Raw genomic sequence first — 26,178 nt, 5'->3', positions numbered from 1 at the left:
TAAGCCAAAAAATATCCCGAGGGACCTATAAATCACGTTTATAGGTCCTTCTTCGTTTATGCAGTTTGTGGTCGTATTTTTTCCAAAGCTGTTGAATGGCTTTGTTTTCTTCCAGTTCGGGATTGGTTTCTACCTGCGTGATTCCGTTGGCTGAAAATAAATCCTGCATCGCCTGAAATATTGCGGCTGTAACTCCTTTTCCCTGATATTCGGGATCTATGCCAATAAGGTAAAAAGCAGCAGTATCGTTCTTGTTGCGGGCTTTTAAAAGATGAATAAATCCAAAAGGCCACAGGCTGCCGTTTGCCTTTTTAAGGGCTTTGCTAAAGGAAGGCATAGTAATAGCAAAAGCGATCAGTTTTCCTTCGGCATCTTCAATACATTTAATGTAATGCGGATTGATGTATTTAATGTACTTATCCTTATAATGGTCAATCTGGTATTGCTGAATAGGAACAAAGGTGCTGAGCTCATTATAGGTTTTATTAAGCAGCCCAAACATATCATCTACATAAGGTAAAATCTCTTTGCTGTTGTTGAAATGTATGAGTTTCAGCTTGTAGCGCTCTACGATTATACGTGCAAATTTCTCTACTTTTTCAGGAGACTTTTCGGGAATCTGAATTTCATATTCTACCCATTCTGAAGCTTTCTCAAAGTTGAGTTTTTCAAAATGGTCCTTATAATACGGGTAATTGTACCAGGTAATCATCGTATTGAGGTAGTCAAAACCTTCAATGAGCATCCCGGCTTTTTCCATATTGCTAAAACCTACAGGACCTTCGATCCACTTGAGGTTATTTGCACGACCTATTTCTTCAATCCTGGAAATCAGCGCTTTGGTTACCTCAAGATCGTCAATGGCATCATACCAGCCAAAACGCATTTTGGGTTTTCCCTGCTCGTTAATTTCAATATGATTGATGATAGCCGCAATGCGCCCTACCGGTTTTCCATTCTTTAAAGCCAGAAAAAATCGGGCTTCCGCATTTTTAAACACGGGGTTTTTATCGGGGTCCATACTTTCCAGCTCATCGTTGATTAACGGCGGAACCCAGTTGCTTTCTTTTTTATAAATAGAAAACGGGAATTTGACGAATTCTCGCAATTCCTTTTTCGTTTTCATTTCTTTAATTGTAATCATCTTGTATACTCTAGGGTGTAAAAGTATGGGTAATTTTAGTTTTTGGGAAGCAGTTCATCATTTCGATGAAAATCCAGGCGATACGACAGGCCCAGACCCAATTGCCTGCGTCGCGGGGTTTCCTTAAAGTTTATAAGGGCATTTACATCAACCTGTAAATCTTTAGTGATTAGATAAGCACCGCCAAAACGAAACAGGTCATCAGCATAAATGTCACTTATAATAACCTGTACTTCAGCAAAAGCTGCGATTTTAGGGTTAAATGAATGCGTCATAGTGGTGATCCAGGCTTTGGTGGGGTAGTCCGTTAAAAACTGATCGTAGATGAAGTTATTCACCCATACCCAACGGCCCCAGTTGTGCTGGGTAATTGCCATAACTTTAGGTGAAAAACCGGCCTGACTTTCGGGCAAAAAGGGGTTGTTGTTTCGATAAACGTAATTGGCTCCAGAGAAAATTGATACTGCCGGAATAAGCGTACGCCATTTAAAAGCGCGATTGGCGTGGTAGCTGTATACGTTTATTTTTTCGGTGTAGTTTTTATAGGGGTCGTAAAGCAGGTATTTAACGCCCGCATTGATAATGGGAAAACCGCTGTGGCTATACGGTTCTGCATTTCCGGCAGTGGGCGTGATGTTTTCATACAAAAAACTGCCCGAAAAATTAAATTCAAGCTGCTCGCGTATGGCCCCGTAACGCAGTTGAAATTCGGTTCCCCAGTTTTCGGTTTCGGTAAAAAGCAGGTTGTGGGCTTCCCGGCCTAAAGTTGCACCCACTTCAGCCTGAAAAACTCCTGTACCCACAGCAAATGCCCCTTGTGACTGGCCGGGACGGTTGGAGTTAAGGGTTTCGGTATACTGCGCCTGCGCCGTTAAGGCCGCAAAAAACAACAGCACACCCGTCACATAACTATATTTCACCTTCATTAGAGAGGTATATTTAAGAATTTGACAAAAATAGGTGCTAATCTCACAAACATACTGTAAAAATTACAGATAGCCTAAAGCCTGCAGTCTCTGTTTGCCATCCATTTTTAGTCTTTTTTTAAGCCTAAACAAAAGCCTAATAGTTACTTTTACACCTCGTGTAATGAAACTTAAAGCCTGATTAGGCAATAACTTTTGCACAGTTTTGGTTAGCTATTTTAAAATTCCTAAGGATGAAATTTTTACAAACCATTCTCATCATACTGCTTATCTTTTTTGCTCTTCGCATTATAATGCGCCTTGCAGCGCCCTATATAATGCGGTACATAGCTAAAAAAGCCGGGGAGCGTTTTCAAAATATGGCAGGAGGTTTTCAGGGACGTCAAAATCCGCCTCAGCGTGAAGGAGAAACCGTGATCGATAAGGTGCCCAGACAAGACACCCACACAAATAAAAACGTGGGGGAATATATCGATTACGAAGAAATTGACTAATTTCCACCCTTTAGTTTTAGCACTTCAATATGACTTTTTCGTTTAAAAAAATACTACCACACCTCGCTGTGGTTTTGGTTTTTATAGTTACTGCACTTTTGTATTTCAGTCCGGTTCTTTCCGGGAAGAAAATGTATCAGAGCGATATACAGCAATACCGCGGTATGGCTAAAGAATTGATGGATCACCGGGAGCAAACCGGGGAGGAGTTGTACTGGACCGATGCTGCTTTCGGGGGAATGCCCACCTATCAACTGGGAGCTAAATATCCACACAACTGGATTAAAAGTCTCGATCTGGGAATACGCTTTCTACCCCGACCTGCAGATTATCTCTTTCTCTATTTTTTAGGTTTCTATATTCTTTTACTCGTTTTAAAACTCGACTGGCGTTATGCCGGCCTCGGTGCGTTAGCTTTTGGGTTTAGCAGTTATCTCATCATTATTTTGGGCGTGGGGCATAATGCCAAGGCGCACGCCATTGCCTATATGCCGCTGGTTTTAAGCGGAATTCTACTCACCTTCCGAAAAAAATACATCTGGGGGTTCTTGCTCACCGCAGTGGCTATGGCGCTCGAGATTGTGGCAAACCACGTGCAGATGACCTATTATCTGATGCTGCTCGTGATTGTATTAGGTATCGCGTATTTTATAGATGCTATTCTTAAAAAAGAACTGCCCCACTTTTTTAAAAGTGTGGGCATTTTGGTTTTAGCCGTAGGTCTGGCGATAGGATCTAATGCTGCGAGTCTGATGGCTACTTCTGAGTATAGCAGTTTTAGTACCCGCGGAACCAGTGAACTCACAATTAATCCCGACGGGACTCCAAAAGAAGCCGTGGCGGGTCTCGATAAAGCCTACATCAACCAATACAGCTATGGCATATCTGAAACCTTAAACCTTTTTATTGCCGGTTTGTATGGGGGTTCAAATTCTGAGCCTTACGATAAAGACAGCGCCTTTACCGAATTTTTAATGCGCCAGGGAGTGCCTCCCGCTCAGGTAGAATCTATTTTTGGGCAGTTTGGTCTGTATTACTGGGGCAGTCAGCCCGGGGTTTCAGGACCTGCCTATCTGGGTGCTGTCGTGGTTTTTCTATTCGTTTTAGGTTTATTTCTGGTTCGTGGCCGTATCAAATGGTGGCTTACCGGGGGTACGGTATTGGCTTTATTGTTGAGCTATGGCGGAAATCTGGCGTGGTTCACCGATTTGTGGATTGATTATTTCCCGCTTTACAACAAATTCAGGGCGGTAACTTCGATTCAGGTGATTGCCGAATTGTGCGTGCCTGTTTTGGCTATTTTCGGACTTTATAAAGTTCTGCAAAAGACCGAACCTCTTGACCGGAAGCTGAATGCTTTAAAATGGACAACCGGTATTACGGGCGGACTCGCACTCATCATTCTGCTATTTAATGGCAGCCTGTTCTCGTTTGCCGGTGGAAATGATGCGTATTACATTCAGAATTTTGGAATGGAATTCATTACCGCAGTTAAAGAAGACCGAAAGGCTTTATTGGTAAGTGATACCATTAAGACGCTGGTTTTGGTCTTGATTGCCGCCGGTTTGATTTGGTTTTACCTGAAGGATAAACTGAAGGAAACTCAGGTGATTGTTGCCATTGCGGTATTGATTGTTTTCGATCTGGTAAACGTAGATCGTCGTTATGTAAATACCGAAAACTTTATGAGTGCCCGTCTGGTGGAGCAGCCGTTTCAGCCAACGCAGGCCGACAAAGAAATTTTAAAAGATACTACGCGCTATCGCGTGTATGAGCAAAGTGTAGGACTCAATGGGGCGCGTACCAGTTATTTTCACAATTCGATTGGCGGTTATCACGGGGCTAAACCTGCTCGTTTACAGGATCTGATCGAATTTTATTTGTACGAGGGCAATCTGGTTCCGCTTAATTTATTGAATACCAAATACATCATTACGCAAAACGAAGAAGGGCAGGAGCAGGTGCAGATCAATCCACAGGCAGCCGGTAATGCCTGGTTTGTGCAAAATGTAAAGGTTGTACCTGATGCAGATGCCGAAATATTGGCTTTAGACAGCATTAATGTACGCCAGACTGCAGTGATACAGCAGGAGTTTGCCGGTTTATTAGAGCGCAATGTTTTTCCACAAGATTCTACTGAGTCTATAAAATTGGTAGAACATCGCGGCGATTATTTGAAATATCAATCACAGGCTTCGGGTGATAAGCTGGCTGTATTTAGCGAGGTGTATTATCCGAATGGCTGGCAAGCCTATCTGGATGGAAAGCCTACGGAACATTTTAAAGTAGATTACATCCTGCGCGGTATGAAAGTACCAGAAGGCAAGCACGTGATTGAGTTTAAGTTTGAACCCCAGGTAGTCAGGACCGGTAGTACCATAAGTCTGGCCAGCAACGTTATTTTGGTAGTCTTACTGTTAGGAGCTCTGGCTTTCAGCATTAAAAGGTCCCGGGAGACCGAAGCATAAAAGCGAATTAAACGACACACGCATTGCATTGAAAAAGGCGCTGATCATCTGTTATTATTGGCCTCCCGCAGGTGGACCGGGGGTGCAGCGCTGGCTAAAATTTGTAAAATACCTGCGGGATTTTGAGATCGAGCCTGTAGTTTATGTGCCTCAAAATCCGCATTATCCAATACAGGATGAAAGCCTGCTGGCGGAAATACCGGAAGGAATCGAAGTCATTAAACAGCCTATTTTTGAACCCTATGCTTTAGCTTCGGCATTTTCTAAGAAAAGCACAGAGCAATTGAGTTCCGGGATTATCAGGGCTGAAGAAAAACAGTCTGCACTTCAGAAGCTGATGCTTTTTGTACGGGGCAACCTGTTTATCCCGGATGCGCGTAAGTTTTGGATTCAGCCTTCCGTACGTTTTCTGGAGCAGTATCTTAAAAATAATCCGGTTGATTGCCTTATAACTACCGGACCTCCGCACAGTTTACATCTTGTAGGCCTTCGGCTGAAGTCAAAAACAGGTTTGCCCTGGCTGGCCGATTTTAGAGATCCCTGGACGCAGATCGGCTATCAGAAAAAACTGAAGCTTACCCGTGCTTCTCAAAAGAAACACAGCGAGCTTGAATCAAAAGTACTTACCGGTGCAGATCATCTTTTGGTCACCAGTTATGCCACCCAAAAATTATTTGAAGCCCAAACTTCAAAACCGGTGAGCTGCATTACAAACGGCTTTGATGAGGAGCAAATGCCTCAAGTCCATCTCGATAAATCATTTAGCCTTTCGCATATAGGATCGCTGCTTGAAGACCGAAATCCAAAGGTTTTGTGGGAAGTCCTGCGGGAACTTAAAACAGCATTACCGGAATTTGGAACCGATTTGAGAATCAATCTGGCCGGGAGAATCAGTGCTTCGGTTGTAGAATCAATTAAGGCGGAAGGCTTAGAAGAAAACCTGAAGTTACACGGCTATATTTCGCATCAGGAGGCTTTGCAGATGCAACGCGGCAGCCAGATTTTGGTTTTGATCGAAATAGATTCCGCAGAGACCCAATTGATTATTCCCGGGAAATTATTTGAGTATCTTGCGGCCCGAAGACCGGTTTTGGCCATTGGGCCGGCGGAATCAGACGTTAGAAAGCTACTGAAGGACACCGATGCCGGCTCGTATTTTGAATATGCTCAAAAAGCACAACTTAAGCAGACTTTAATGGCGTGGTACAGGGCATACAAAGAAGGGGGTTTATCAACTCCTAATGCAGATTTAAAAGCATTTACACGCAAGCAATTAACGGCAGAACTTGCAGCTATTTTACACCGTTTATAAGTATGGGAATTGTTGCGTCACAATCGGTTAAGAACCTCATTACAACTTACCTGGGTTTTGGTATTGGAGCGATCAATACTCTGGTGCTGTACGTAAAATATTTTGAAGATGAGTATTACGGTCTTGTTGGGTTTTTATTGAGTACTGCCACACTGGTAATGCCTTTTGCTTCGGTAGGAGTTCAAAACACGCTCATCAAATTTTACTCTAAATATTCGGGCAGGCAACAGGATGTTTTTTTGAGTTTTATGCTGATTTTGCCCTTGCTGGTAATTCTTCCTCTACTATTTGCCTTTAGTTTATTCTACGAAACGATAAGTGATTTTTTAGCTTCTGAAAACGAGATCGTACGGCCCTATGTATATTTAATAGCAATTATTGCAATCGCAATGGCTTATTTTGAGATTGGTTATGCGTGGGCCAAAACCCAGTTGCAAAGTGTTTTTGGAACCGTGATGAACGAAGTATTTCACCGCTTTGGGGTGATGGTCCTATTAATTCTTTTTGCTGTTGATTTATTGACCATTCCGCAGTTTTTATATGGGGTTACACTGGTTTATCTATTACGAATGATTATCATGCTCAGCTATGCCTTTCATTTAAGAATGCCCCGATTTAAGATTGCTATTCCTGAAGAGTTTACTGTAATTCTCAAGTATGCTGTACTCATTATTCTTGCAGGATCTGTAGCGGTGATGATTCTGGACATCGATATGTTTATGTTGAATATTCTGATTCCAATAGAAAATGTAGCCTATTACGCGGTTGCGATTTACATCGCTGCGGTGATTGCTGTCCCTGCGCGGGCGATGCATCAAATTCTTTATCCACTTACAGCGACCTATTTAAATGACCGGCGGTTCTTAGAACTTAAAGATCTATACAAGAAAAGTTCACTCACTCTTTTTGTGATTTCAGGTCTTATATTTTTATTAATCATCTGCAATATCAAAAGTCTGTATTTAGTTCTGGATCCTTCTTACAGTAAGGGATTGTATGTGGTTTTGCTCATTTCTCTTGCAAAACTGGCCGATAATATACTGGGTAACAACAATGCGATTCTTTACAATTCAGATTACTATAGGCTGGTGTTGGTTTTGGGGATAATTCTGGTTGTTGTAGCAGTAATTCTTAATTTGATTTTCATACCCACTTTAGGCGTTAATGGAGCTGCAATTGCGACCTTTATAGCTTCGGTAGGATATGTGATTGCAAAGATTGTTGTCGTTTATTCCAAATTCAAGATGCAGCCTTTTACCCGGGAGTCATTAGGAGTAGGGATTTTACTTTTGGTTTTGGGCTGTGGTTTTTACTTCTGGGATTTTTCGATCAATCCCATTCTCGCGATTGCTTTAAAATCTACACTTTTAGCGCTTATTTATGGCGCCGCGATTTACCTGTTTAAAATGTCTCCGGAAGTAACGGGCTGGGTTGATCGGGTAGTATTCAAAAGAAAATCCCGCTCTGAATAAATCAGAAACGGGACCTTCCAAACTAACCAACCAAAAAATCAATCTTAATCCAACTTGTGGATCTTATTTTATCCTCTGCCTCTTTCGGAGTTTCCTCCAGATCGGCCTGCATCAGAACTGCGGGTTCTGCCAGAGTTTGAGCTTCGTGCAGCGTTGCTGCTGCGTGAGCTTTGTGAACGTTGTTGTACACTGCGCTGCGGTGTGGTGTTTCTTTGACTCACCTGACGCTGCGGAGCTGCACTCCTGGTTTGTACATTTTGGTTTGAACTGCTGCGCTGAGCAACTGAACGTTGCGGTGCAGTGTTTCGTACCTGTGTGTTGCGGTTAGGAGCAGAGCTTCTAGTCTGTATTTCACGATTAGCACTACGACTTTGAGTCATCTGGCGCTGTGGTGTTGCGTTACGCTGTCTGGCATCTGTATTTTGAGACCTGCTTTGCACGTTACGGGCATTATTCTCATAGCTTCGGGCCTGGCTGCTTCGGCTTACAACATTACGGTCAGATGATCGCGAGTTAATAATTGCATTGTCTGAACGACCAGAGCTTGATCTCGAATTAATAACATTTCGATCATTTGAAGATCTTCCGTTTGAAACGCTTCTTACATTTCGATCATTAGAACTTCTGCTGTATGCTGAATTTCTAGATGAAGAAGATCTGCTGTAATCGCGGTCTGCACTTACGCGCTGACGTGCATCATAATAACTACCTCTTCGCGCATTATTGTGCGCCACACGACCACTGGGACGTTTAAAATCATGGTATGCATTGCGGTATCCGTTGCGATAGCCTAATTCATAATGACTACGGTGGTAAGCATAATCATAACGTACGGGTGAATAGTATCTTCTGTACGGTCTGTTATACACCAAACATCTGTCGAAATAAGGTCTGTAAAAGAAATTATGATAGGGATGGTACACATAATTTCTATTATAGATGTTGATAAAACCGGTCACGTGAGAGAATCGCGGACCATTATAAAAAACATGTAACCCACCAACATTAACGATTCGGTTGTTATTATAATTTATATAAACACTACCGGCCTGAATTATACGACCCCAGTTATCATAATAAACGGGAACATTTTCTACCTGAATTACGGCTCCAAAATCATCATACTGCACAAAGGGATCGTAGTTGTATCCTGAGTTGTAACTTATATTGACAGGGCCGGCGTTTACATTGACGTTTACATAATTTTGAGCGACCTGTGGTAATACAAAATCAAACTCACCGTCTGGGTATACCGAAAATTCTACACCACCCTCAACAAAGATATAGCGGCTGCCGTCGTAATAGTTTCTATATACGCCATCCAGAGTCTCCGCTTTCATCGGAGCAAGGCCTGTAAGCAGACCAACGAATAAAAAGATAAGATTTTTCATAATTAAAGGATTTAGATTGTTTGTACTCTTTTTAACTTTTTGGATGGTACAGTTAGTATATTACAAGGAGCGTGCCATAAATTTTAAATGGGCCTTTACCCGTTTGTAACAATTGATCAAAAAAAGCTACCAATAAGCGTAATCAATCAAAAAAATCAACCAATTATGATGATGAGAGAAGACCGAAATTTAATTGTTATAACTCACCTAAGTCAACTTTTAGACTTAATAACGGGTTTTGGTGGGCTAATAGTGCCTTTAGTTATTTGGTTAACCCAAAAAGACAAAGTTTTAGGAATGGACGAGTCGGGAAAACAAATCCTGAATTTTCAAATCAGTTTATTTCTATACTCTATAATATGTATTCCTGCGATTTTATTATGTGGTCTGGGAGTTTTCGGAATAATAGTAATCGCTATTATCGCACTGGTACTTCCTATCATAAATGCGATTAAAGCGGCTAATGGAGAACCTACTTATTATCCGGGAACCATTCAGTTTTTAAAATAGCTATTGCCAGAAATGAAAAAACCGCGCCAGAAGCGCGGTTTTAACAATATATAATTAAATCGACAAATTAGTGCTCGTTTAGACCAAAGTCCGGGTATGCACTCATACCATGCTCGTGCTCATCAAGACCTTCAAGTTCTTCTTTTTCAGAAACACGAAGACCTATTGTTGCTTTAAGGGTAAACAAGATAATAAAGGCAGTTACACAGCAAAAAGCGCCAACGATACCAACACCGGTTAACTGCGTAAGGAATTGCTCCATACCAGCCATTGCACCAAAAATACCTACGGCAAGTGTACCCCAAATACCACAGATTAAGTGTACTGCAACAGCACCTACAGGATCATCCAGTTTAAGTTTATCAACTAAAGCAACACCAAATACGATGATCGCACCGGCGATAACACCAATAAGAACGGCATCATTAGGTGACATTTGATCTGCACCTGCAGTAATACCTACAAGTCCACCCAAAATTCCGTTTAAGAACATGGTAAGATCGTAGTTTTTATACATAAGTGTAGAAACGATAAACGCACTAACACCACCTGCAGCTGCAGCTAAAGATGTTGTAACCAGGGTTAAAGAAGTCAATTCAGGATCAGCTGAAAGTACAGAACCTCCGTTAAAGCCAAACCAGCCTAACCAAAGGATAAGTACACCAGCAGCAGCAAACGGGATGTTGTGACCCGGGATTGCTTTGGGCTTTCCGTTTTCATCAAATTTACCAATACGTGCTCCAAGAAGGTAAATCGCGATAAGTGCGGCCCATCCGCCTACAGAGTGAACCAGGGTAGAACCTGCAAAGTCATAGAAGCCCATAGCATCTAAGAACCCGCCACCCCATTTCCAGGAACCTACGATTGGATAAACCAGACCTACATAGATCACGGTAAAAATCATAAAGCTTCCCAGTTTAATACGCTCGGCAACTGCTCCAGATACAATAGTAGCTGCTGTAGCGGCAAACATTCCCTGGAAAAGGAAATCGGTCCACCAGGTATAACCACCGTCAGCATATTCGGGAGTCATTCCGTTTTCAGGAGGAGCGATACCAAAACCTGCAAAGCTGAAAATACCTGAAGAATCTTCGGCAAAGCCAGGGTACATAAGGTTAAATCCACCTATATAGTAAACCAAAAGGCCTACACAAATGATAAAAACGTTTTTAAATAAAATATTGATTGTGTTTTTCTCACGGGTAAGTCCGATCTCAAGAAAGGAGAAACCCAGGTGCATAAAAAACACCAGCCCGGTACAGATCATCATCCATACGTTGTTTGCTGTAAATAATCCTGCTTCCATATATTATAAAATTTTGATTAGGTTAATTTTTAGTTTAAAGTGTCTCCACCTTTCTTTCCGGTTCTGATTCGGTAAGCTTCCTCTACGTTAGAGACAAAGATTTTACCATCACCCACTTCACCGGTAGCTCCTGCTTCAAGTATTGCGCTTATGGTCGCCTGCTCAAAGTCGTCGTTAACTACTATAGAAAGGTATCTGCGCTGAATGTCGCTGGTGCTGTAAGAAACCCCGCGGTAAACGTGACCGTGTTTTTCGTTTCCTAAACCGGTAACATCCCAGTAAGAAAAGAAGTTTACTCCTTTTTCGTGCAAAGCTTTTTTAACGGCTGAGAACTTAGATTTTCTAATAATTGCTTCAATTTTTTTCATTGTAAATGTGATTTTAGATTAAAATGAATATACGGCCGCAAGAAGGAATGATCCCAGACTTCCTGAGTATGATGGTGTCCCATCAAAATCATCCAGGAATACATCCTCGCTAGCAGAATCTAATCTAAATTCGGGAATAAATGTTAAAGGACCAACTTTTGCGTTACCTGATAATGTCACAGCAAATACATTTGCATCGCCTTCAGCGTCATATCCACCTATAGCACCTGCACCGCCAGCAAATTCGCTGAAATATTCAGGACGTAATCCTATAGAAAATGAATCGCTAAGTGCAGCCTGTGCATATAAAGCAACTCCGTAAAAACCAAAACTGTCACCGCCAAGATCACCGGCATCAGTAGTATTGTAAGTTGCATTAAGACCTAAGTAGAATGCATCAGAAACGTCGTAGCCGGTAGTAAGATCAACCTGAAATGTTGACCCTTGACCGTCAGCACCACCTTCGTCGGTATAATTTCCATTCTGATCTCCATAAAGTACATTTAGGAAGGTGCTGCCCGAATCTGTAGAATAGCCTAACTGCCCCCCAAAGGTATAGCTACCTACAGGATTGAATTCTGTAAAATCTGTTGGGTTCATTACAGCAAGCATAGCGCTCCAGTTGTCATCAATAGCAAAGTCTGCTTTAAGACCACTGTGAGAGAACGGTCCGTAAGAGAACATATACGATGTAGAGTAGTTGAAATTTGAAGCAGGAGAGATAACCTCGTATCCTAAAAAAGTATTCCAGTTACCAAAAGTTAATTTAACACTTTCGCTCACATTCCAATAAACATAAAGTTGATTTACAATACTTGAATTTCCCATAGAGTTGAAAACAGCCTCTTCTCCGCGAGGACCGTAAACAAGATCAGCTACAGCACCTACGCTTCCTTTTTCATAAGAAAGAACCAGGTTAGCCATACCAAGGGCAAAACCAGGGCGGTTCGCAAATGAAGTACCGGGCTTTACATAATCATTGTCTTCTCCATCTCCATCTAGATCTATTGGCAATAATTTATTGGGAGCAGTAATGTTTTGTCTAAAATAGGCATCAACAGATCCCGATAAAGTAAAACCATCAGTCCATGAAGTTTCTTCTTCTTGAGCAAAAGCAGTTAAGCTTAAACATAGCATAAAGGGTACTAGTAATTTTCTCATTTTAAAATTGATTAATTGGTGAGTTGCTAAACTAGACATTATTTGAAGTTACCCCCAAATATTTTGGGGGTCACCCTTTAATTTTTGCTATTTATGTAAATATACCCCCTATTTTTTTAGGGTATGTTATACGAAAGCGATTGCGAAAACTCAAAATTGCCATTTCCATTATGGATAATGTGCCATTTTGATTGATTTTTAGTAATTTTTAGGATAAAAAAGCACCAAAAACGTCGAATCTTAACATTGGCTTAAGAAAAAGATAATTTCTGCTTTTTACTGAAAACGCCATTTTTTGCCAAAAATGCGTTTCATATTCAATAAAAAGGACCCATTTATTTTGAGTTCTTTATAATTTAAAGTCAATATTTTGCTAAAAATGAAATAATAAAAATCTTATTCTTGAAAATTATTGGCATTTGAGTTTATTGAATAGCTTTATCATTCTTACGTTAAAAAAGAGCTTAAATTTTATGGAAAAACAGGGTTTATATTCACCAGAATGGGAGCACGAAAATTGCGGTGCCGGGTTCATTTGTAGTCTTGAAGGAAAGCAGTCTAATGATATCATTCATAAGGCTCTTGAAATTCTCGAAAAACTGGAACACCGTGGTGCAGTAAGTAGTGATGGGAAAACAGGAGATGGTGCGGGTATTCTTATAGATATACCTTACGATTTTTTTAAAGACAAATGTGATTTTGAACTCCCTGAGGCACGGGAGTATGCTGTAGGTAATGTGTTTTTGCCTAAAAAAGAAAATCAAAGAGCCTATTGTAAAAAAATATTTGAAGAGCAGCTTAAGGCTAAAGGTCTTGTTTTGCTAGGCTGGAGGAAAGTTCCGGTTGATGCCGGTTACCTGGGCAGTATTGCTGCGAGCGTAGAACCGCACATAGAGCAAATCTTTATAGGTAAGCCAGATGCCAAAATGGAAGAGCAGGAGTTTATGATTAAACTCTATACCGCCCGTAAAATTACCGAGCATACCATATTAAAGAGTAAACTATCGGAGCGTTCCTATTTTTACCTTCCAAGTTTGTCTAATAAGACCTTAATATTTAAAGGGCTTCTGATGCCTGAAGATATTAAGTATTACTATACCGATCTTTTAGATCCTAAGCTTACGACACGCCTGGCATTGGTTCACCAGCGTTTTTCGACCAATACCTTCCCAACCTGGGACTTGGCTCAGCCGTTTAGATATATGTGTCATAACGGGGAGATCAACACCCTGCGCGGTAATGTTTCGCGTATGCGCAGCCGTGAAGAATTGCTTCAATCCAAATGGTTTGGTGAAGAGATTCAGGATTTATTCCCAATAATTCTTCCGGGCAAATCAGATTCTGCTTCTATGGATATGGTGGTAGAGCTGTTGCTGATGTCTGGCCGTTCATTACCCGAGATTATGATGATGCTGGTTCCGGAAGCCTGGGAAAAGCATAAAGAGATGAGCGAGGCTAAAAAAGCTTTCTATGAATTTAACAGCTGTATTATGGAACCCTGGGATGGTCCGGCGTCTATTCCTTTTACAGATGGTGATTATATCGGTGCGGTTTTAGACCGAAACGGATTGCGTCCTTCACGCTATACGGTTACCAAAACCGGTTACGTGATTATGTCTTCAGAAACCGGAGTTCTCGAAATAGAGCCCGAAAATGTAGAGTTTCACGGAAGACTGGAGCCCGGTAAGATGTTTTTAGTAGACATGAAAGCGGGACGTATTGTAAACGATGAAGAGATCAAGGAGCGCATCGTAACTCAAAATACCTACGGTAAATGGCTTGATGAACACAGAGTACATCTTAGAGACATTCCATACCGTGATGTGGAAATCGAAAAAGAGGACACTATATTCGACTTACGCAAGAATGCTTTTGGTTATACTCAGGAAGATATACGTACCATTATCTTGCCTATGGCAAACAAAGGTAAAGAGCCTATTGGCTCGATGGGGTCAGACACGCCATTGGCTGTACTTTCAGACCGGCCTCAGTTGCTGTACAACTATTTCAAACAGTTGTTTGCTCAGGTAACAAACCCACCTCTAGATGGTATTCGCGAAGAATTAATTACCGATTTGAGCCTCACTTTGGGTCCTGATACAAACCTTATGGAGATTGTTCCTGAGTATTGTAAAAAAATCCGAATCCAAAATCCGGTAATTTCTAAAGAAGATTTAGATAAGATCAAAAATTTTGATCATCCGCACTTTAAAGTGCGTACAATCCCGATGCTTTATGAAGCAAATCGCGGTTTAAACGGACTTGAAGATGCCTTAAACGATATGGTTGCTCAGGCTTCACAGGCTATTGATGAAGGACATACGATCCTGATTCTTTCAGACCGTGGTGTTGATGAGAAGATGGCACCTATACCCGCACTACTGGGAACCTCGTATATGAACAGCGGACTTTTCCGCAGTGGGCAGCGTTCTAAGATGAGTATAATCATCGAGTCTGCTGAGCCTCGTGAAGTTCACCATTTCGCTTTGCTGTTTGGTTACGGAGCCAGTGCGATCAACCCGTATATGGTAAATGAAATCATCAGAGAGGAAATCGCAGACGGAAACCTTGAAAATATCGAATTCCAGCAGGCTGTTGAAAACTACAACAAGGCCGTAGGTAAAGGAGTGATCAAGGTTATGAACAAGATTGGTATTTCTACCCTTAACTCGTATCGTGGATCACGTTTATTTGAAGCTCTTGGTTTAAATTCTTCGTTGATTAACAAATACTTCCCAAATACGCCCAGCCGTATTGAAGGTATAGGCCTTTATGAAGTAGAGCAGGAGATAGCCAAGCGCCACAACCGCACGTTTAAAAGACAGGATATTTCCGGAAATCTGGAAATGGAAATTGGGGGTGACTACCGCTGGCGTCGTAACGGAGAAAAACATATGTTTAATCCGTTAACCATAGCAAAACTACAGGAGGCTGTACGTCAAAACGATCCAAAAACCTATAAGGAATATTCAAAACTCGTAAATGAGCAGTCTAAGCAATTGATGACTATTCGTGGACTCTTTGAATTTTCAAATTACGATCCTATTCCAATTGAAGAAGTAGAGCCCTGGACTGAAATCGTAAAACGTTTCAAAACCGGAGCTATGTCTTACGGTTCTATCAGTAAGGAAGCACACGAAAACCTCGCTGTTGCGATGAACCGTATTGGCGGTAAGAGTAACAGTGGAGAAGGAGGTGAAGATGCAGAGCGTTTTTATAAGAGTCCAAACGGTGACTGGAAAAACTCGGCCATCAAGCAGGTAGCTTCCGGTCGATTTGGAGTAACCAGTAACTATTTGACCAGTGCTTCTGAGATTCAGATTAAAATGGCTCAGGGTGCAAAACCTGGAGAAGGTGGTCAGTTACCGGGTGAAAAGGTTAATAAATTTATTGCCAAGACCCGTAAGAGTACACCATACGTAGGTTTGATCTCACCACCACCACACCACGATATTTATTCAATTGAAGATTTAGCTCAGCTAATCTATGACCTGAAGTCTGCAAACCGCGAAGCACGTATTAACGTGAAACTGGTTTCAGAAGTTGGTGTAGGTACAGTTGCTGCCGGTGTTGCTAAAGCAATGGCCGATGTAATCCTGATTTCGGGATACGACGGTGGTACGGGAGCTTCACCGCTAACTTCATTGCGTCACGCCGGTCTACCCTGGGAATTGGGTATTGCCGAGGCGCAACAGACTTTGGTACTTAATGATCTGCGTAGCCGCATTCGTCTGGAGTGCGACGGCCAGCTTAAAACAGGTCGTGACGTGGCAGTAGCTTGTTTATTGGGAGCCGAAGAGTTTGGTTTTGCAACCGCACCATTGGTAGCTTCGGGCTGTATCATGATGCGTGTATGTCACCTAAACACCTGCCCGGTAGGTATTGCTACTCAAAATCCTGAATTGCGTAAGAAATTCAAGGGTCAGCCGGAACATGTGGTAAACTTTATGTATTTCATCGCTGAAGAATTGCGTGAAATTATGGCTCAGCTTGGTTTCCGTACCGTTGATGAAATGGTAGGTCAGGCGCATAAGTTAGATCGAAATAAAGCAATCGAGCACTTTAAGGCAGCAGGTGTTGATTTATCACCTATTCTGCATCACATTCAGGTGCCGGAAGGAGTTAAAATTTACAATACCGAAACCCAAAATCATCATCTGGAGAAATCCATCGATTTTGAAATTATAGAACTGGCGCACACGGCTTTATTCCGTAAGGAAAAAACCACTTTAGATTTAGATATCACAAACCTGGATCGTGCTGTAGGAGCTATTTTGAGTAACGAAATCTCAAAAATCTACGGTGAACAGGGATTACCCGATAACACCCTCAAGGTAAACTTTAGAGGTTCTGCCGGTCAGAGTTTTGGAGCATTTGCCACACGTGGTTTAACTCTTAAAGTAGATGGTAACGCTAATGATTATGTAGGTAAAGGTCTTTCCGGAGCCCGCCTGATTGTTAAGGTTCCTGAAGAAGCAACCTTTGTGGCTAATGAAAACATCATTATTGGTAACGTGGCACTTTATGGTGCGACCAGTGGGGAAGCCTATTTTAACGGTGTAGCCGGTGAGCGTTTCTGCGTACGTAACAGTGGTGCTGTTGCCGTTGTAGAAGGTATAGGTGATCACGGTTGTGAGTATATGACCGGAGGTGTTGCCGTAATTCTGGGTAAAACCGGACGTAACTTTGGTGCCGGTATGAGTGGCGGTATTGGTTATGTTCTGGATATGGACGGAACCTTTAAATCGAAGTGTAATGCCGAAGATTTAAATCTGGATCCGGTGACCGAAGAAGACGATATCAATCAGCTTCGTGAACTCATCACAAACCATTACAACTACACCCAAAGTTCGCTGGCGCAGCGTATTCTTGAAGATTGGAATACCTACCTGCCCAAGTTTGTTAAGGTACTGCCTGAAGAATACCGCAGAGCTTTAATAAGACTGGAAGAAGAAGAAAAATTAACAGATTTAACGGAATAATAGAATCATGGGAAAGACAACCGGATTTTTAGAATACGAAAGAAAAAATGAACCGTACAAACCTGTTGAGGAACGGATTCAGAAATACGAAGAATTTACCATCCCGCTCGATAAATCGGAATTAAAAAAACAGGGAGCACGTTGTATGGACTGTGGAATTCCATTTTGCCACAGTGGTTGCCCGCTGGGTAACCTCATTCCAGACTTTAATGACGCGGTTTATCGCGAGCGTTGGGAAGAAGCTTCACAAATTTTACACGGTACCAACAACTTTCCTGAATTTACGGGAAGATTGTGTCCTGCACCTTGTGAAGAAGCCTGCGTACTGGGTATTAATGAAGACCCCGTAAGTATTGAGAATATTGAAAAAAATATTGCTGAAGAGGCTTTTAAAAACGGCTGGATTAAAGCAAATCCTCCACAAAAGCGCACCGGTAAAAAAGTCGCTGTTATCGGTTCGGGACCTGCAGGTCTTGCTGCGGCTCAGCAGCTTAACCGTGCCGGTCATCTGGTAACCGTCTATGAGCGCGATGAGAAAGCAGGTGGATTATTACGCTATGGAATTCCTGATTTTAAAATGGAAAAGCATGTCATCGATCGTCGCCTTGCTGTTTTAGAAGAAGAAGGCATAAGCTTTAAATGCGGTGTGCACGTTGGTAAAGACGTAACTGCAGACCAGTTAAAGTCAGAGTACGATGCCGTTGTGCTTTCAACAGGAGCAACCGTAAGACGTAATTTGCCTATTCCGGGTTCTGATCTAAAAGGAATTTACCAGGCGATGGATTTTCTTCCTCAAAACAACCGTCGTGTTGATGGTTTGCAATGGGAAGGTGAAGAAATCAAAGCCACCGGAAAAGATGTTATTGTTATTGGTGGTGGAGACACCGGAAGCGACTGTATAGGTACTTCTATCAGACACGGGGCGACCAGCGTTAAGAACTTTGAGATTATGAGTAAAGGAACGCCAGATCGACCTGAAAATCAGCCCTGGCCGTATTGGCCTATGCGTCTGCGTACCAGTTCGTCGCACAAGGAAGGTGCAGAGCGCTTTTTCTCTATTTCTACCAAAAAATTTGTTGGGGACGAAAACGGTAACCTTACCGGTCTGGTCACTACCGAAGTAGAATGGACACACAAGCCCGGAGAACGCCCTAATCTTTCTGAAGTTCCCGGAACAGAAAAAGAATGGAAGGCAGATATGGTTCTCTTAGCTCTTGGTTTTACCGGAAGCGAGCCTACTATCGCCGAACAGTTGGGTATTAAGATGGATGCGCGTACAAATATTGAAGCGTCTCCTGAAGATTATATGACTAATGTACCCGGCGTTTTTGCCGCAGGAGATACCCGCAGAGGACAATCCTTAATCGTATGGGCCATTTCCGAAGGCCGCCAGGCAGCTCATTACGTAGATAAATACCTGATGGGGAAATCAGATCTTCCGCTTAAAGGAGATGGCGATTTGCCTCGCGTTTAAATACTTAAACAAATTCAGATAAAAAGACCGAATCTATTTCGGTCTTTTTTTTGTTTCTAACGCAACCTTCGCACGGTTATTGAATCTATAAAGACAAAAGAATCGATTAAACCTATGAAAAGACTAAGTCCCATTATTTTATTTGTATTCATCACGTTGTTCTCCTGTAGTGATGAAGAAGAAAAATCTTCAGATTTACAAGCCCAATCAGAACCTGTAAAATTGGAGCTCGTAGCGATGAGCGGCCAGATGCGAGGTTCTCAAACTACCGGCGAGGAGATGGAATGGCAGGAATATTTTCTGTTGAAAAACGACATGAAATTTGAAAAGGTTCAACAGCGCGATGATAAAGAGTATCGCTCTACCGGAACTTTTGAAATCGTGATGATCAACAGTGATAAGCATCTGCGGTTTACACACGATACTAAAAACGAAGCTTACGGCAATTGTACCGGTGATAACATCGAGCTTCTGAGATACACCAGTTCTAACGAATTAACCGGAAGCTGGAGCGCCTGTGACGGTCCCGGTTTAGAATACGCTTTCAACTAAAATCAAAAATCGAAACAGTTAAAAAGGATTCCGCCATACGACGGAATCCTTTTTTTTATAAATAAAAACGCCTTTCTGAAGGCTCAAAAAGACGTTTTCGGAAAATAATAAAAGGTACTTACTTACTCTTATTTTAATTATTAAGCATTACCGGCATAACCAGCATGGTAACTGCTTCGCCTTCATCAAGACCATCAACCGGAGTAAGAATTCCGGCACGGTTAGGAAGTGACATTTCGAGGGAAACATCGTTGGCGTTTAGATTATTCAGCATTTCTACCAAAAAGCGACTGTTAAAGCCTATTTGCATGTCGTCTCCCTGATAATCACAGGTAAGACGTTCTTCGGCTTTATTGCTGTAGTCGATATCTTCAGCAGAAATATTAAGCTCAGCACCTGCGATTTTCAGGCGGATCTGATGCGTTGTTTTGTTTGAGAAAATAGAAACCCTGCGCACCGAGTTCAAAAACTGGTTGCGATCTATAGTCAGTTTATTTGGATTCTCTTTCGGGATTACCGCTTCGTAATTGGGGTATTTTCCGTCGATAAGACGACAAAGCAATTCTACGTTGTCAAAGCTGAACTTTGCGTTAGAATCGTTGTATTCAACCGTAATATCATCATCACTGGCAGCCAGAATTCCTTTTAGGAGATTAAGAGGCTTTTTAGGCATAATAAACTCTGCGGTTTGTGACGCCTGTACGTCAGATCTTTGGTATTTAACCAATTTGTGGGCATCAGTCGCCACAAAGGTCAATCCTTCGGTACTAAACTGAAAGAAAACCCCACTCATTACCGGTCTTAAATCGTCATTACCGGTTGCGAAAATCGTATTGCTCACCGCAGTAGCTAAAACCGCAGCAGGAATCGTTACTTTACTGGGATCATCCAGTTCTACAGCATTGGGGAATTCTTCACCGCTGGCATAAGCCAGAGCATATTTACCGTGATTTGAGCTGATCTCAATCGTATTGGTATCTCCGGCAACAAACGTAAGCGGTTGCTCAGGAAATGTTTTTAAGGTATCAAGAAGCAGACGTGCAGGTACGGCAATACTGCCGCTATCTTCAGACTCTACTTCAAGATTTGCAATCATGGTAGTCTCCAGATCAGAAGCAGAAACTTTGAGAACGTTTTCGTCGAGCTCAAATAAAAAATTGTCAAGAATGGGTAGTGTGTTACTGTTATTGATGACCCCTCCTAAAACCTGTAGCTGTTTAAGCAGGTAAGAACTTGATACAATAAATTTCATTTATTTAGAATTTTACCAACTCTACAAAATCAGTAATTAACTGTAAAAGCCGGTATTGGTTATTATGCTTTAAATGCCTTTTCTGGCGTTTTGTAAACTTAGCCTCAGCTGATGTTACATTGGTGTCAACACGAGCATTTAAGGCTGTTTGTTTAGGTTTTATGGCTGATTTTTCAGCTAAACAAAGATATCTTAATCGTATTTTTTGCCGAAACAAACTTATTAACACTTAGCCCTTGTATTTACGACGGCGCAGGTAGGTGTAGAGGAGACCAAAAATCATGAGAATACCCAGCGGAAGCCCTAATGTCAAGGCTTGCCACGTGAAGCGTTCATTTGAAGTTTTTAAAGAATCAAGCGCGGGCAGGACGATTGTCTTGCTGCGTATGTTAATAAGACCTGAATCGTCCAAAAGATAATTCACGGCATTCAGTAAAAATTCTTTATTGCCGTACTCTTTAAAGGTAAATTTATCGAAGCCCAGTTCAAGAGGTCTTCCGTTTTGATCCAGATCATTTTTAATGACATCACCGTCTGCTATGACCAGCATCGCATTTGGTTTTGTTGCGCTCTCGCGAAAAGGAATGCTGCTGTTTTCAACCGGAAGAATTCGGTTTTTAAAGGCAGAGGTAAACTGTCCTTCTACCAAAACAGCAAGATTTTGAGGCCCGGCGGCATAGCGTTCAGGAGATGGTTCTGTTGTGATTGATTCCAGAGTTATAGGAAAGGGTACTCCGTCAATTTTTGAAAGTTGAGAGCTTTGCAGCAAAACGGTCTGCTTTAGTCCGTTATTCAGTAAATCAATTTGATTGACGTATTCAAAAACCACCGGATTGTCAATATTGGTATTGATTGGGTGATTTTCTTCCGGCGTAACCAGAGGATAATAAAACCAGGGCAATTGCGTGTACTGCGACTCGCTGCCTTCTCCGCTGGCCAGGACCAAAGGAGCTGCATACAGATCTTCTACCAGAACCGGATTTATACGCAAGCCATAATTGAAAAAGAAGTCGTTTAGATTTAAATCCCGGGCGGTTGCGAGGGCCATTCCGTTGCGTTTGTAAAGACTATCGGTCTCCATCGCCACCTGATCGATTAAAAACAAGGACTTTCCACCGTTTATGATGTACTGATCCAGGGCATATTTTTCGACATCGGTAAAGGCACGGGTAGGTTTAGCAGCGACAACCAAATCAAATTTCTGAAGGGCAGTCATTACCGTATCGGCCTTTAGATTTACGGAGTCAAGCGGAAAAGGCGCGATAAAATAACTTTCGCGCAGCGTTCTAAACAAATCGGCAATATACCGGTCCTGCAATTCGCCATTACCTTTCAGCACCGCTATGCGCTTGCTTTTAGGATTTAAAAGTTTAAAAAAAGCATCACTAAAGGCATATTCTAAATTTTGTACAGACCTGCTTATGAATGTTTCGGGATCTGCATCCAGAGTTTTCTTTAAAAGTGGAACAGGAACCGTTTTACCTTTGTATGAAGCCATTGCCCAGGGGAAAACAAATTCCTGGCTCGTTTTGCCATTATCGCGAAGTTGAACCTGTTGAGGCCGCATTCCGCGGTTATTGAAATCCTGAGCGATCTGTTCTACAGGTGCTCCCTCTGGTATCGGGTTTATGAAGGCAAACTTGATGTTGGGGTTTTCTGATGCATATTCCTCAAGCAATTGACGGGTTTCGAGTTGTAGCTTTTTAAAGGCATCGGGGACATTACCTTCCAGAAAAACATCAACAATCAAAGGTTCGTTGGCTTTAGAGATAATGGTCTCTGAGGTTTCCGAAAGGGTATACCGGCCATCAGCGGTAAGATCTAGCCTAAAGTAAAACTGCTGAGCTAAAAACCAGAGGGCTGCAAGAGCTCCGCTAAAAATCAGAATCTGGAATTTGATTTTCATTTAGTTGTTTTTAGATTGAAGTTTCAAATAGGTTAAACCTATAAAAACAGCGCTAAGCACCAGAAAATAAACAAGGTCACGACTGTCTATGACGCCCCGGCTTATACTTTCAAAATGGGTTTTAAGACTGATGTTGCTCATAGCTTCAGCATTTAAAAAGCCGGAAAGCGCATCAAAACCAAAGTAAAACAGGAAGCACAGAAAAACTGCGATCAAAAAGGCCACTATTTGATTTTCAGAAAGCATAGATGCGAAAATGCCTATCGCGGTATAGGACGCCGCCAGAAACAAAAGGCCCAGATACGAACCTATTAAAATCCCCGAGTCAAAATTTCCAGGCGGATTACCCAGTTGGTCGATAGCGTACACATAGACCAGAGTAGGGATCAGTGCTAAAATAATCAGCGTTAGCGCGCCCAGAAATTTACCTAAAATAAGCTGTAGCGGACTGATGGGCCGAGCCAGTAAAAGCTCAAGAGTTCCCAGTCTGAGTTCGTCACTAAAACTGCGCATGGTCACCGCCGGAATCAGGAAAATAAAAATCCACGGTGTGAGTTGAAAAAAGGGCGTTAGGTCTGCAAAACCGTAATCAAAGATGTTGAAACCGGAGTCGAACACCCATAAAAACAAGCCGTTGAGCACTAAAAACAGCCCGATCACAAGATAGCCTACCGGCGAAGCAAAAAAGGAATGAAATTCTTTTTTTAAAATGCTAAACATAAACGCTGTACCAGATTATTTTTCGAGATCTGCAATGATTTTCATCGCGACCCGCAAGGCTTCGGTTCCCTGTGCCAGACTAACGACAGGCGTCTCATCTTGTTGTATCGCTTTCGCGAAAGCGTTAAGTTCATCGAGAATCGCGTTATTCGGCTCTACCTCAGGGTTATCAAAATAAATTTGTTTTTTAACTCCTTCTGCATTTTGAAGAATCATCGCAAAATCATCCGGATTTTCAGGAGCGTCCTTCATACGCACCACCTCACATTTTTTCTCCAGAAAATCTACTGAAATGTATGCATCACGCTGAAAGAACCGGGCTTTACGCATTTTTTTCATCGAGATTCTGCTGGCCGTCAGGTTAGCCACACAGCCGTTTGCAAACTCAATACGCGCGTTGGCGATGTCTGGGGTGTCACTAATAACCGCAACGCCCGAAGCCGAGATGCTTTTAACCTCGCTTTGCACAACGCTAAGAATCGCGTCAATATCGTGTATCATCAAATCGAGCACCACAGGCACATCGGTCCCACGCGGGTTGAATTCTGCCAGGCGATGCGCTTCGATAAACATAGGATTGTCAATAAGGTCGTTAACGGCAGTAAACGCCGGATTGAAACGTTCTACATGACCTACCTGCCCGCGTACACCGTGTTTTTTGGCGAGTTCGCGTATCGCAACAGCCTGCTCAACGGTTTGGGTAATGGGTTTTTCAATAAACAAATGTTTACCGGCTTTGATTACCTGCTCTGCGCAATCAAAGTGATGGGTGGTTGGCGTCACCACATCAATCATATCACAGGCTTCTATGAGTGACTGCATCGTGGGAAAACGCTTGTAACCAAATTCTTCTGCCACAGCTGCGGCTACAGATTCAGACTCGTCGTAAAATCCTACGAGTTCATAATATTCAGATTGTTGTAATAATTTCAGGTGTATTTTACCCAGGTGACCTGCACCCAGAACGCCGGCTTTAAGCATAAATTCTTTATTTAACTCAACTGGTGAGCGTGAAGTTTCCGCAAAGGAAACGGTGTTTCTTTAATTTCATCAAAAGCTGATGATGCATACAAAAATAGGTTTTCTGACCGACAATATAGAGGAAACTGCTAAGCAGCAGTGGCATTAAGTTTAAAGTGATTCATTTGGAACATCGAATTTATCTGAAACAGCTCTTACTGTTGAAAAATTATAGTTTAAAGACTGGCAGGAGTGGGGCTGCTTTGCTTATTTTAGCGGTATGAATGATACTACACGTCACCAGGGAAAGCGCCGTTTACTGGCTCAGATTGTAGAAAAAAAAGGAGTCAAAGATCCGCGGGTACTTGAGGCTATACGCAAAATTCCGCGTCACTTTTTTATGGACAGCAGTTTTGAAGATCACGCCTATCAGGACAAGGCATTTCCTATTGCCGCAGATCAGACCATTTCGCAGCCGTATACCGTAGGATTTCAAACCGAATTGCTTGAAATCAAAAAAGGAGATAAAATTCTGGAAATAGGCACCGGAAGCGGGTATCAAACCGCCGTGCTTTGTGAAGTGGGAGCTAAGGTGTACAGTATAGAACGCCAGCAGGAATTGTTTAAGAAGACCAAAAATTTCCTGACCAAATTGGGATATCGACCCAAACGCCTGAGTTTTGGTGACGGGTATTTGGGAATGCCCGAGTTTGCTCCGTTTGACGGAATCATTGTAACCGCAGGAGCTCCCTATATTCCAAAACCGCTTTTAGCACAATTGAAAATAGGAGGGAAGCTGGTCATTCCGGTAGGAGACGAGGTGCAGACCATGATACGCATCATCCGAAAATCAGAAACGGAATTTGAGAAAAGGGAATACGGAGAGTTTCGATTTGTACCCTTGTTGGAGGATAAAAACTAAATTTTCTAAAACTTGATTTTTTCAATCGGTTTAAAATCGATGACTTTAAGGCGAGGTTTTCAGCATGATCAATGTAGTTATTGATTATTGAGTTATTGCTTTTAACCGATTTTACATACTAGCTGACATTGTTCGGATTTGAGCCAATAGACTTAAATAGCGGGGTAGTGAGTAAAATTAGGTTGTTATGCTTTCGCGAATGCGAAAAATCTATCCCCGTAATTGCTGGTAGGTGTAGTAATACCAGCCAAGGCCAACAGCTGAAAGTAAGGCCACCGCATATACCGGTATAAATTTCAATTCAATCAGTTCTACCGGCTTTACCTGAGTAAGTGCAAATCCTACCAATGCCATACCGGTGATCCAGGCGATACTGACGCCTAATAGTTGTTTTGCTATTCGTTTGCGGATGTTTCTTTTGCGTTGCTCATTCATAATCATATTTTCTTAACTTTTAAAATTTACAAAACGAAACGCAAAACGCCAAAAAACCAATAGTTGGAAGTCAATATCGTACCAAATTAGATCTGTTTCATAAAGAACAGTTTTTCTTAGAATATAATTTTGAGTTTTCAGTTTCAAGCCTTATTGGTAGTATAGGCATAGGTTTAATATGATGTTTGTTCATTTTCTTTGCTTGTCCAAAGAAAACGAACCAAAAGAAAGGACACTTTTTCTTAGGCGTTTTTGACTTATCAGTCAAAACCACAAGAAGCCCCCTAAATTTTCTGCAAGGCTTCGAAAATTTTTAACGGAGACTTCTTGCTACGCTGAAGAAAAAGAAGATTAAAGAATAAAATAGTCCTTTCATTCAAATTTGATTGAAAACAGTAGGATTTACTGGTTTTTGCCTATCTA

At 41.9% G+C, this 26,178-nt stretch carries 20 protein-coding genes; 9 read left to right on the top strand and 11 right to left on the bottom strand.

Annotation, left to right across the window (positions count from 1 at the left end; genetic code table 11):
- Nucleotides 1-25: 25 nt before the first annotated feature.
- Together ACSSS3_RS17970 and ACSSS3_RS17965 are read right to left on the bottom strand one after the other, a co-directional pair.
- The gene (locus ACSSS3_RS17970; protein WP_442845793.1) at nt 26-1,144 is read right to left on the bottom strand and encodes a GNAT family N-acetyltransferase; all 1,119 of its coding nucleotides are present in this window, start codon (nt 1,142-1,144) and stop codon (nt 26-28) included.
- A gap of 35 nt (nt 1,145-1,179) precedes the next feature.
- Entirely contained in the window at nt 1,180-2,070 is an 891-nt protein-coding gene (locus ACSSS3_RS17965) for a transporter (RefSeq protein ID WP_228231518.1), read from the bottom strand.
- A 233-nt stretch (nt 2,071-2,303) separates the two neighbouring features.
- Here ACSSS3_RS17965 and ACSSS3_RS17960 point away from each other — a divergent pair, with 233 nt between their 5' ends.
- From ACSSS3_RS17960 to ACSSS3_RS17945, 4 genes are read left to right on the top strand one after another with little or no spacing between them, the layout of a single operon-like run.
- Nucleotides 2,304-2,564 (top strand): DUF4834 family protein, encoded by a 261-nt coding sequence (locus ACSSS3_RS17960; protein ID WP_442845792.1) that lies wholly within the window; start codon nt 2,304-2,306, stop codon nt 2,562-2,564.
- A 29-nt stretch (nt 2,565-2,593) separates the two neighbouring features.
- Nucleotides 2,594-5,032, top strand: a complete 2,439-nt coding sequence (locus ACSSS3_RS17955; RefSeq protein WP_442845791.1) for a YfhO family protein — start codon at nt 2,594-2,596, stop codon at nt 5,030-5,032.
- 28 nt (nt 5,033-5,060) lie between these two features.
- Nucleotides 5,061-6,344, top strand: coding sequence for a glycosyl transferase family 1 (locus ACSSS3_RS17950; RefSeq protein ID WP_442845790.1), 1,284 nt, complete (start codon nt 5,061-5,063; stop codon nt 6,342-6,344).
- 2 nt (nt 6,345-6,346) lie between these two features.
- A complete protein-coding gene (locus ACSSS3_RS17945; RefSeq protein WP_442845789.1) occupies nt 6,347-7,816 on the top strand; it encodes an oligosaccharide flippase family protein in 1,470 nt (489 codons plus the stop codon).
- A gap of 68 nt (nt 7,817-7,884) precedes the next feature.
- Here ACSSS3_RS17945 and ACSSS3_RS17940 read toward each other — a convergent pair whose 3' ends face one another.
- Nucleotides 7,885-9,207 carry a hypothetical protein gene (locus tag ACSSS3_RS17940; protein ID WP_442845788.1) on the bottom strand — a complete coding sequence of 441 codons (1,323 nt, stop codon included), beginning with the start codon at nt 9,205-9,207 and terminating at the stop codon, nt 7,885-7,887.
- Between the two features lie 171 nt (nt 9,208-9,378).
- Between ACSSS3_RS17940 and ACSSS3_RS17935 the strand changes: the two genes are divergently transcribed.
- The gene (locus ACSSS3_RS17935; protein WP_228231529.1) at nt 9,379-9,717 is read left to right on the top strand and encodes a DUF4870 domain-containing protein; all 339 of its coding nucleotides are present in this window, start codon (nt 9,379-9,381) and stop codon (nt 9,715-9,717) included.
- Nucleotides 9,718-9,784: 67 nt separating this feature from the next.
- Here the strand turns inward: ACSSS3_RS17935 and ACSSS3_RS17930 are convergent, their stop codons facing one another.
- From ACSSS3_RS17930 to ACSSS3_RS17920, 3 genes are read right to left on the bottom strand one after another with little or no spacing between them, the layout of a single operon-like run.
- A complete protein-coding gene (locus tag ACSSS3_RS17930) occupies nt 9,785-11,023 on the bottom strand; it encodes an ammonium transporter (RefSeq protein WP_228231512.1) in 1,239 nt (412 codons plus the stop codon).
- 29 nt (nt 11,024-11,052) lie between these two features.
- A complete protein-coding gene (locus tag ACSSS3_RS17925) occupies nt 11,053-11,391 on the bottom strand; it encodes a P-II family nitrogen regulator (RefSeq protein WP_442845787.1) in 339 nt (112 codons plus the stop codon).
- Nucleotides 11,392-11,409: 18 nt separating this feature from the next.
- Entirely contained in the window at nt 11,410-12,552 is a 1,143-nt protein-coding gene (locus ACSSS3_RS17920; protein WP_442845786.1) for a porin, read from the bottom strand.
- Nucleotides 12,553-13,025: 473 nt separating this feature from the next.
- Here ACSSS3_RS17920 and gltB point away from each other — a divergent pair, with 473 nt between their 5' ends.
- The 3 genes from gltB to ACSSS3_RS17905 all read left to right on the top strand — a co-directional run bounded on the left by gltB (nt 13,026) and on the right by ACSSS3_RS17905 (nt 19,560).
- Nucleotides 13,026-17,534, top strand: a complete 4,509-nt coding sequence (gene gltB / locus ACSSS3_RS17915; RefSeq protein WP_228231509.1) for a glutamate synthase large subunit — start codon at nt 13,026-13,028, stop codon at nt 17,532-17,534.
- 7 nt (nt 17,535-17,541) lie between these two features.
- Nucleotides 17,542-19,008: a glutamate synthase subunit beta gene (locus tag ACSSS3_RS17910; RefSeq protein ID WP_442845785.1), complete on the top strand. Its 1,467-nt coding sequence runs from the start codon at nt 17,542-17,544 to the stop codon at nt 19,006-19,008.
- Between the two features lie 114 nt (nt 19,009-19,122).
- Nucleotides 19,123-19,560, top strand: a complete 438-nt coding sequence (locus ACSSS3_RS17905) for a hypothetical protein (protein ID WP_442845784.1) — start codon at nt 19,123-19,125, stop codon at nt 19,558-19,560.
- A gap of 133 nt (nt 19,561-19,693) precedes the next feature.
- On the opposite strand, the gene dnaN is transcribed toward ACSSS3_RS17905, so the two are convergent.
- From dnaN to ACSSS3_RS17885, 4 genes are all read right to left on the bottom strand, one after another.
- The gene (gene dnaN, locus ACSSS3_RS17900; RefSeq protein WP_228231506.1) at nt 19,694-20,812 is read right to left on the bottom strand and encodes a DNA polymerase III subunit beta; all 1,119 of its coding nucleotides are present in this window, start codon (nt 20,810-20,812) and stop codon (nt 19,694-19,696) included.
- A 229-nt stretch (nt 20,813-21,041) separates the two neighbouring features.
- Entirely contained in the window at nt 21,042-22,718 is a 1,677-nt protein-coding gene (gene gldG / locus ACSSS3_RS17895) for a gliding motility-associated ABC transporter substrate-binding protein GldG (RefSeq protein WP_442845783.1), read from the bottom strand.
- On the bottom strand, nt 22,719-23,438 hold the full coding sequence (gene gldF / locus ACSSS3_RS17890; protein ID WP_442845782.1) for a gliding motility-associated ABC transporter permease subunit GldF: 720 nt from the start codon (nt 23,436-23,438) through the stop codon (nt 22,719-22,721). It abuts the gene before it with no gap.
- A gap of 15 nt (nt 23,439-23,453) precedes the next feature.
- Entirely contained in the window at nt 23,454-24,419 is a 966-nt protein-coding gene (locus ACSSS3_RS17885; protein WP_442845781.1) for a Gfo/Idh/MocA family protein, read from the bottom strand.
- Between the two features lie 259 nt (nt 24,420-24,678).
- On the opposite strand from ACSSS3_RS17885, the gene ACSSS3_RS17880 reads away from it, so the two are divergent.
- Entirely contained in the window at nt 24,679-25,320 is a 642-nt protein-coding gene (locus tag ACSSS3_RS17880) for a protein-L-isoaspartate(D-aspartate) O-methyltransferase (protein ID WP_442845780.1), read from the top strand.
- A 210-nt stretch (nt 25,321-25,530) separates the two neighbouring features.
- On the opposite strand, the gene ACSSS3_RS17875 is transcribed toward ACSSS3_RS17880, so the two are convergent.
- Nucleotides 25,531-25,755: a hypothetical protein gene (locus ACSSS3_RS17875; protein WP_442845779.1), complete on the bottom strand. Its 225-nt coding sequence runs from the start codon at nt 25,753-25,755 to the stop codon at nt 25,531-25,533.
- Nucleotides 25,756-26,178: the final 423 nt, after the last annotated feature.

The sequence above is a fragment of the Leeuwenhoekiella sp. H156 genome (assembly GCF_052218455.1).
Classification (GTDB): Bacteria; Bacteroidota; Bacteroidia; order Flavobacteriales; family Flavobacteriaceae; genus Leeuwenhoekiella; species Leeuwenhoekiella parthenopeia.
The sequence above is the reverse complement of the archived record's forward strand: the minus strand, read 5'-3'. Positions and strand labels throughout refer to the sequence as shown.

Bases quoted from the DNA above. Each gene is read 5' to 3' on its own strand.
- ACSSS3_RS17920 (WP_442845786.1), bottom strand. From the start codon at position 12,552: ATGAGAAAATTACTAGTACCCTTTATGCTATGTTTAAGCTTAACTGCT.
- ACSSS3_RS17930 (WP_228231512.1), bottom strand. From the start codon at position 11,023: ATGGAAGCAGGATTATTTACAGCAAACAACGTATGGATGATGATCTGT.
- ACSSS3_RS17905 (WP_442845784.1), top strand. From the start codon at position 19,123: ATGAAAAGACTAAGTCCCATTATTTTATTTGTATTCATCACGTTGTTC.
- ACSSS3_RS17935 (WP_228231529.1), top strand. From the start codon at position 9,379: ATGAGAGAAGACCGAAATTTAATTGTTATAACTCACCTAAGTCAACTT.
- gltB (WP_228231509.1), top strand. From the start codon at position 13,026: ATGGAAAAACAGGGTTTATATTCACCAGAATGGGAGCACGAAAATTGC.
- ACSSS3_RS17885 (WP_442845781.1), bottom strand. From the start codon at position 24,419: ATGCTTAAAGCCGGCGTTCTGGGTGCAGGTCACCTGGGTAAAATACAC.
- ACSSS3_RS17970 (WP_442845793.1), bottom strand. From the start codon at position 1,144: ATGATTACAATTAAAGAAATGAAAACGAAAAAGGAATTGCGAGAATTC.
- ACSSS3_RS17940 (WP_442845788.1), bottom strand. From the start codon at position 9,207: ATGAAAAATCTTATCTTTTTATTCGTTGGTCTGCTTACAGGCCTTGCT.
- gldG (WP_442845783.1), bottom strand. From the start codon at position 22,718: ATGAAAATCAAATTCCAGATTCTGATTTTTAGCGGAGCTCTTGCAGCC.
- ACSSS3_RS17925 (WP_442845787.1), bottom strand. From the start codon at position 11,391: ATGAAAAAAATTGAAGCAATTATTAGAAAATCTAAGTTCTCAGCCGTT.
- ACSSS3_RS17960 (WP_442845792.1), top strand. From the start codon at position 2,304: ATGAAATTTTTACAAACCATTCTCATCATACTGCTTATCTTTTTTGCT.
- ACSSS3_RS17945 (WP_442845789.1), top strand. From the start codon at position 6,347: ATGGGAATTGTTGCGTCACAATCGGTTAAGAACCTCATTACAACTTAC.
- ACSSS3_RS17880 (WP_442845780.1), top strand. From the start codon at position 24,679: ATGAATGATACTACACGTCACCAGGGAAAGCGCCGTTTACTGGCTCAG.
- gldF (WP_442845782.1), bottom strand. From the start codon at position 23,438: ATGTTTAGCATTTTAAAAAAAGAATTTCATTCCTTTTTTGCTTCGCCG.
- ACSSS3_RS17910 (WP_442845785.1), top strand. From the start codon at position 17,542: ATGGGAAAGACAACCGGATTTTTAGAATACGAAAGAAAAAATGAACCG.
- ACSSS3_RS17955 (WP_442845791.1), top strand. From the start codon at position 2,594: ATGACTTTTTCGTTTAAAAAAATACTACCACACCTCGCTGTGGTTTTG.
- ACSSS3_RS17875 (WP_442845779.1), bottom strand. From the start codon at position 25,755: ATGAATGAGCAACGCAAAAGAAACATCCGCAAACGAATAGCAAAACAA.
- ACSSS3_RS17965 (WP_228231518.1), bottom strand. From the start codon at position 2,070: ATGAAGGTGAAATATAGTTATGTGACGGGTGTGCTGTTGTTTTTTGCG.
- dnaN (WP_228231506.1), bottom strand. From the start codon at position 20,812: ATGAAATTTATTGTATCAAGTTCTTACCTGCTTAAACAGCTACAGGTT.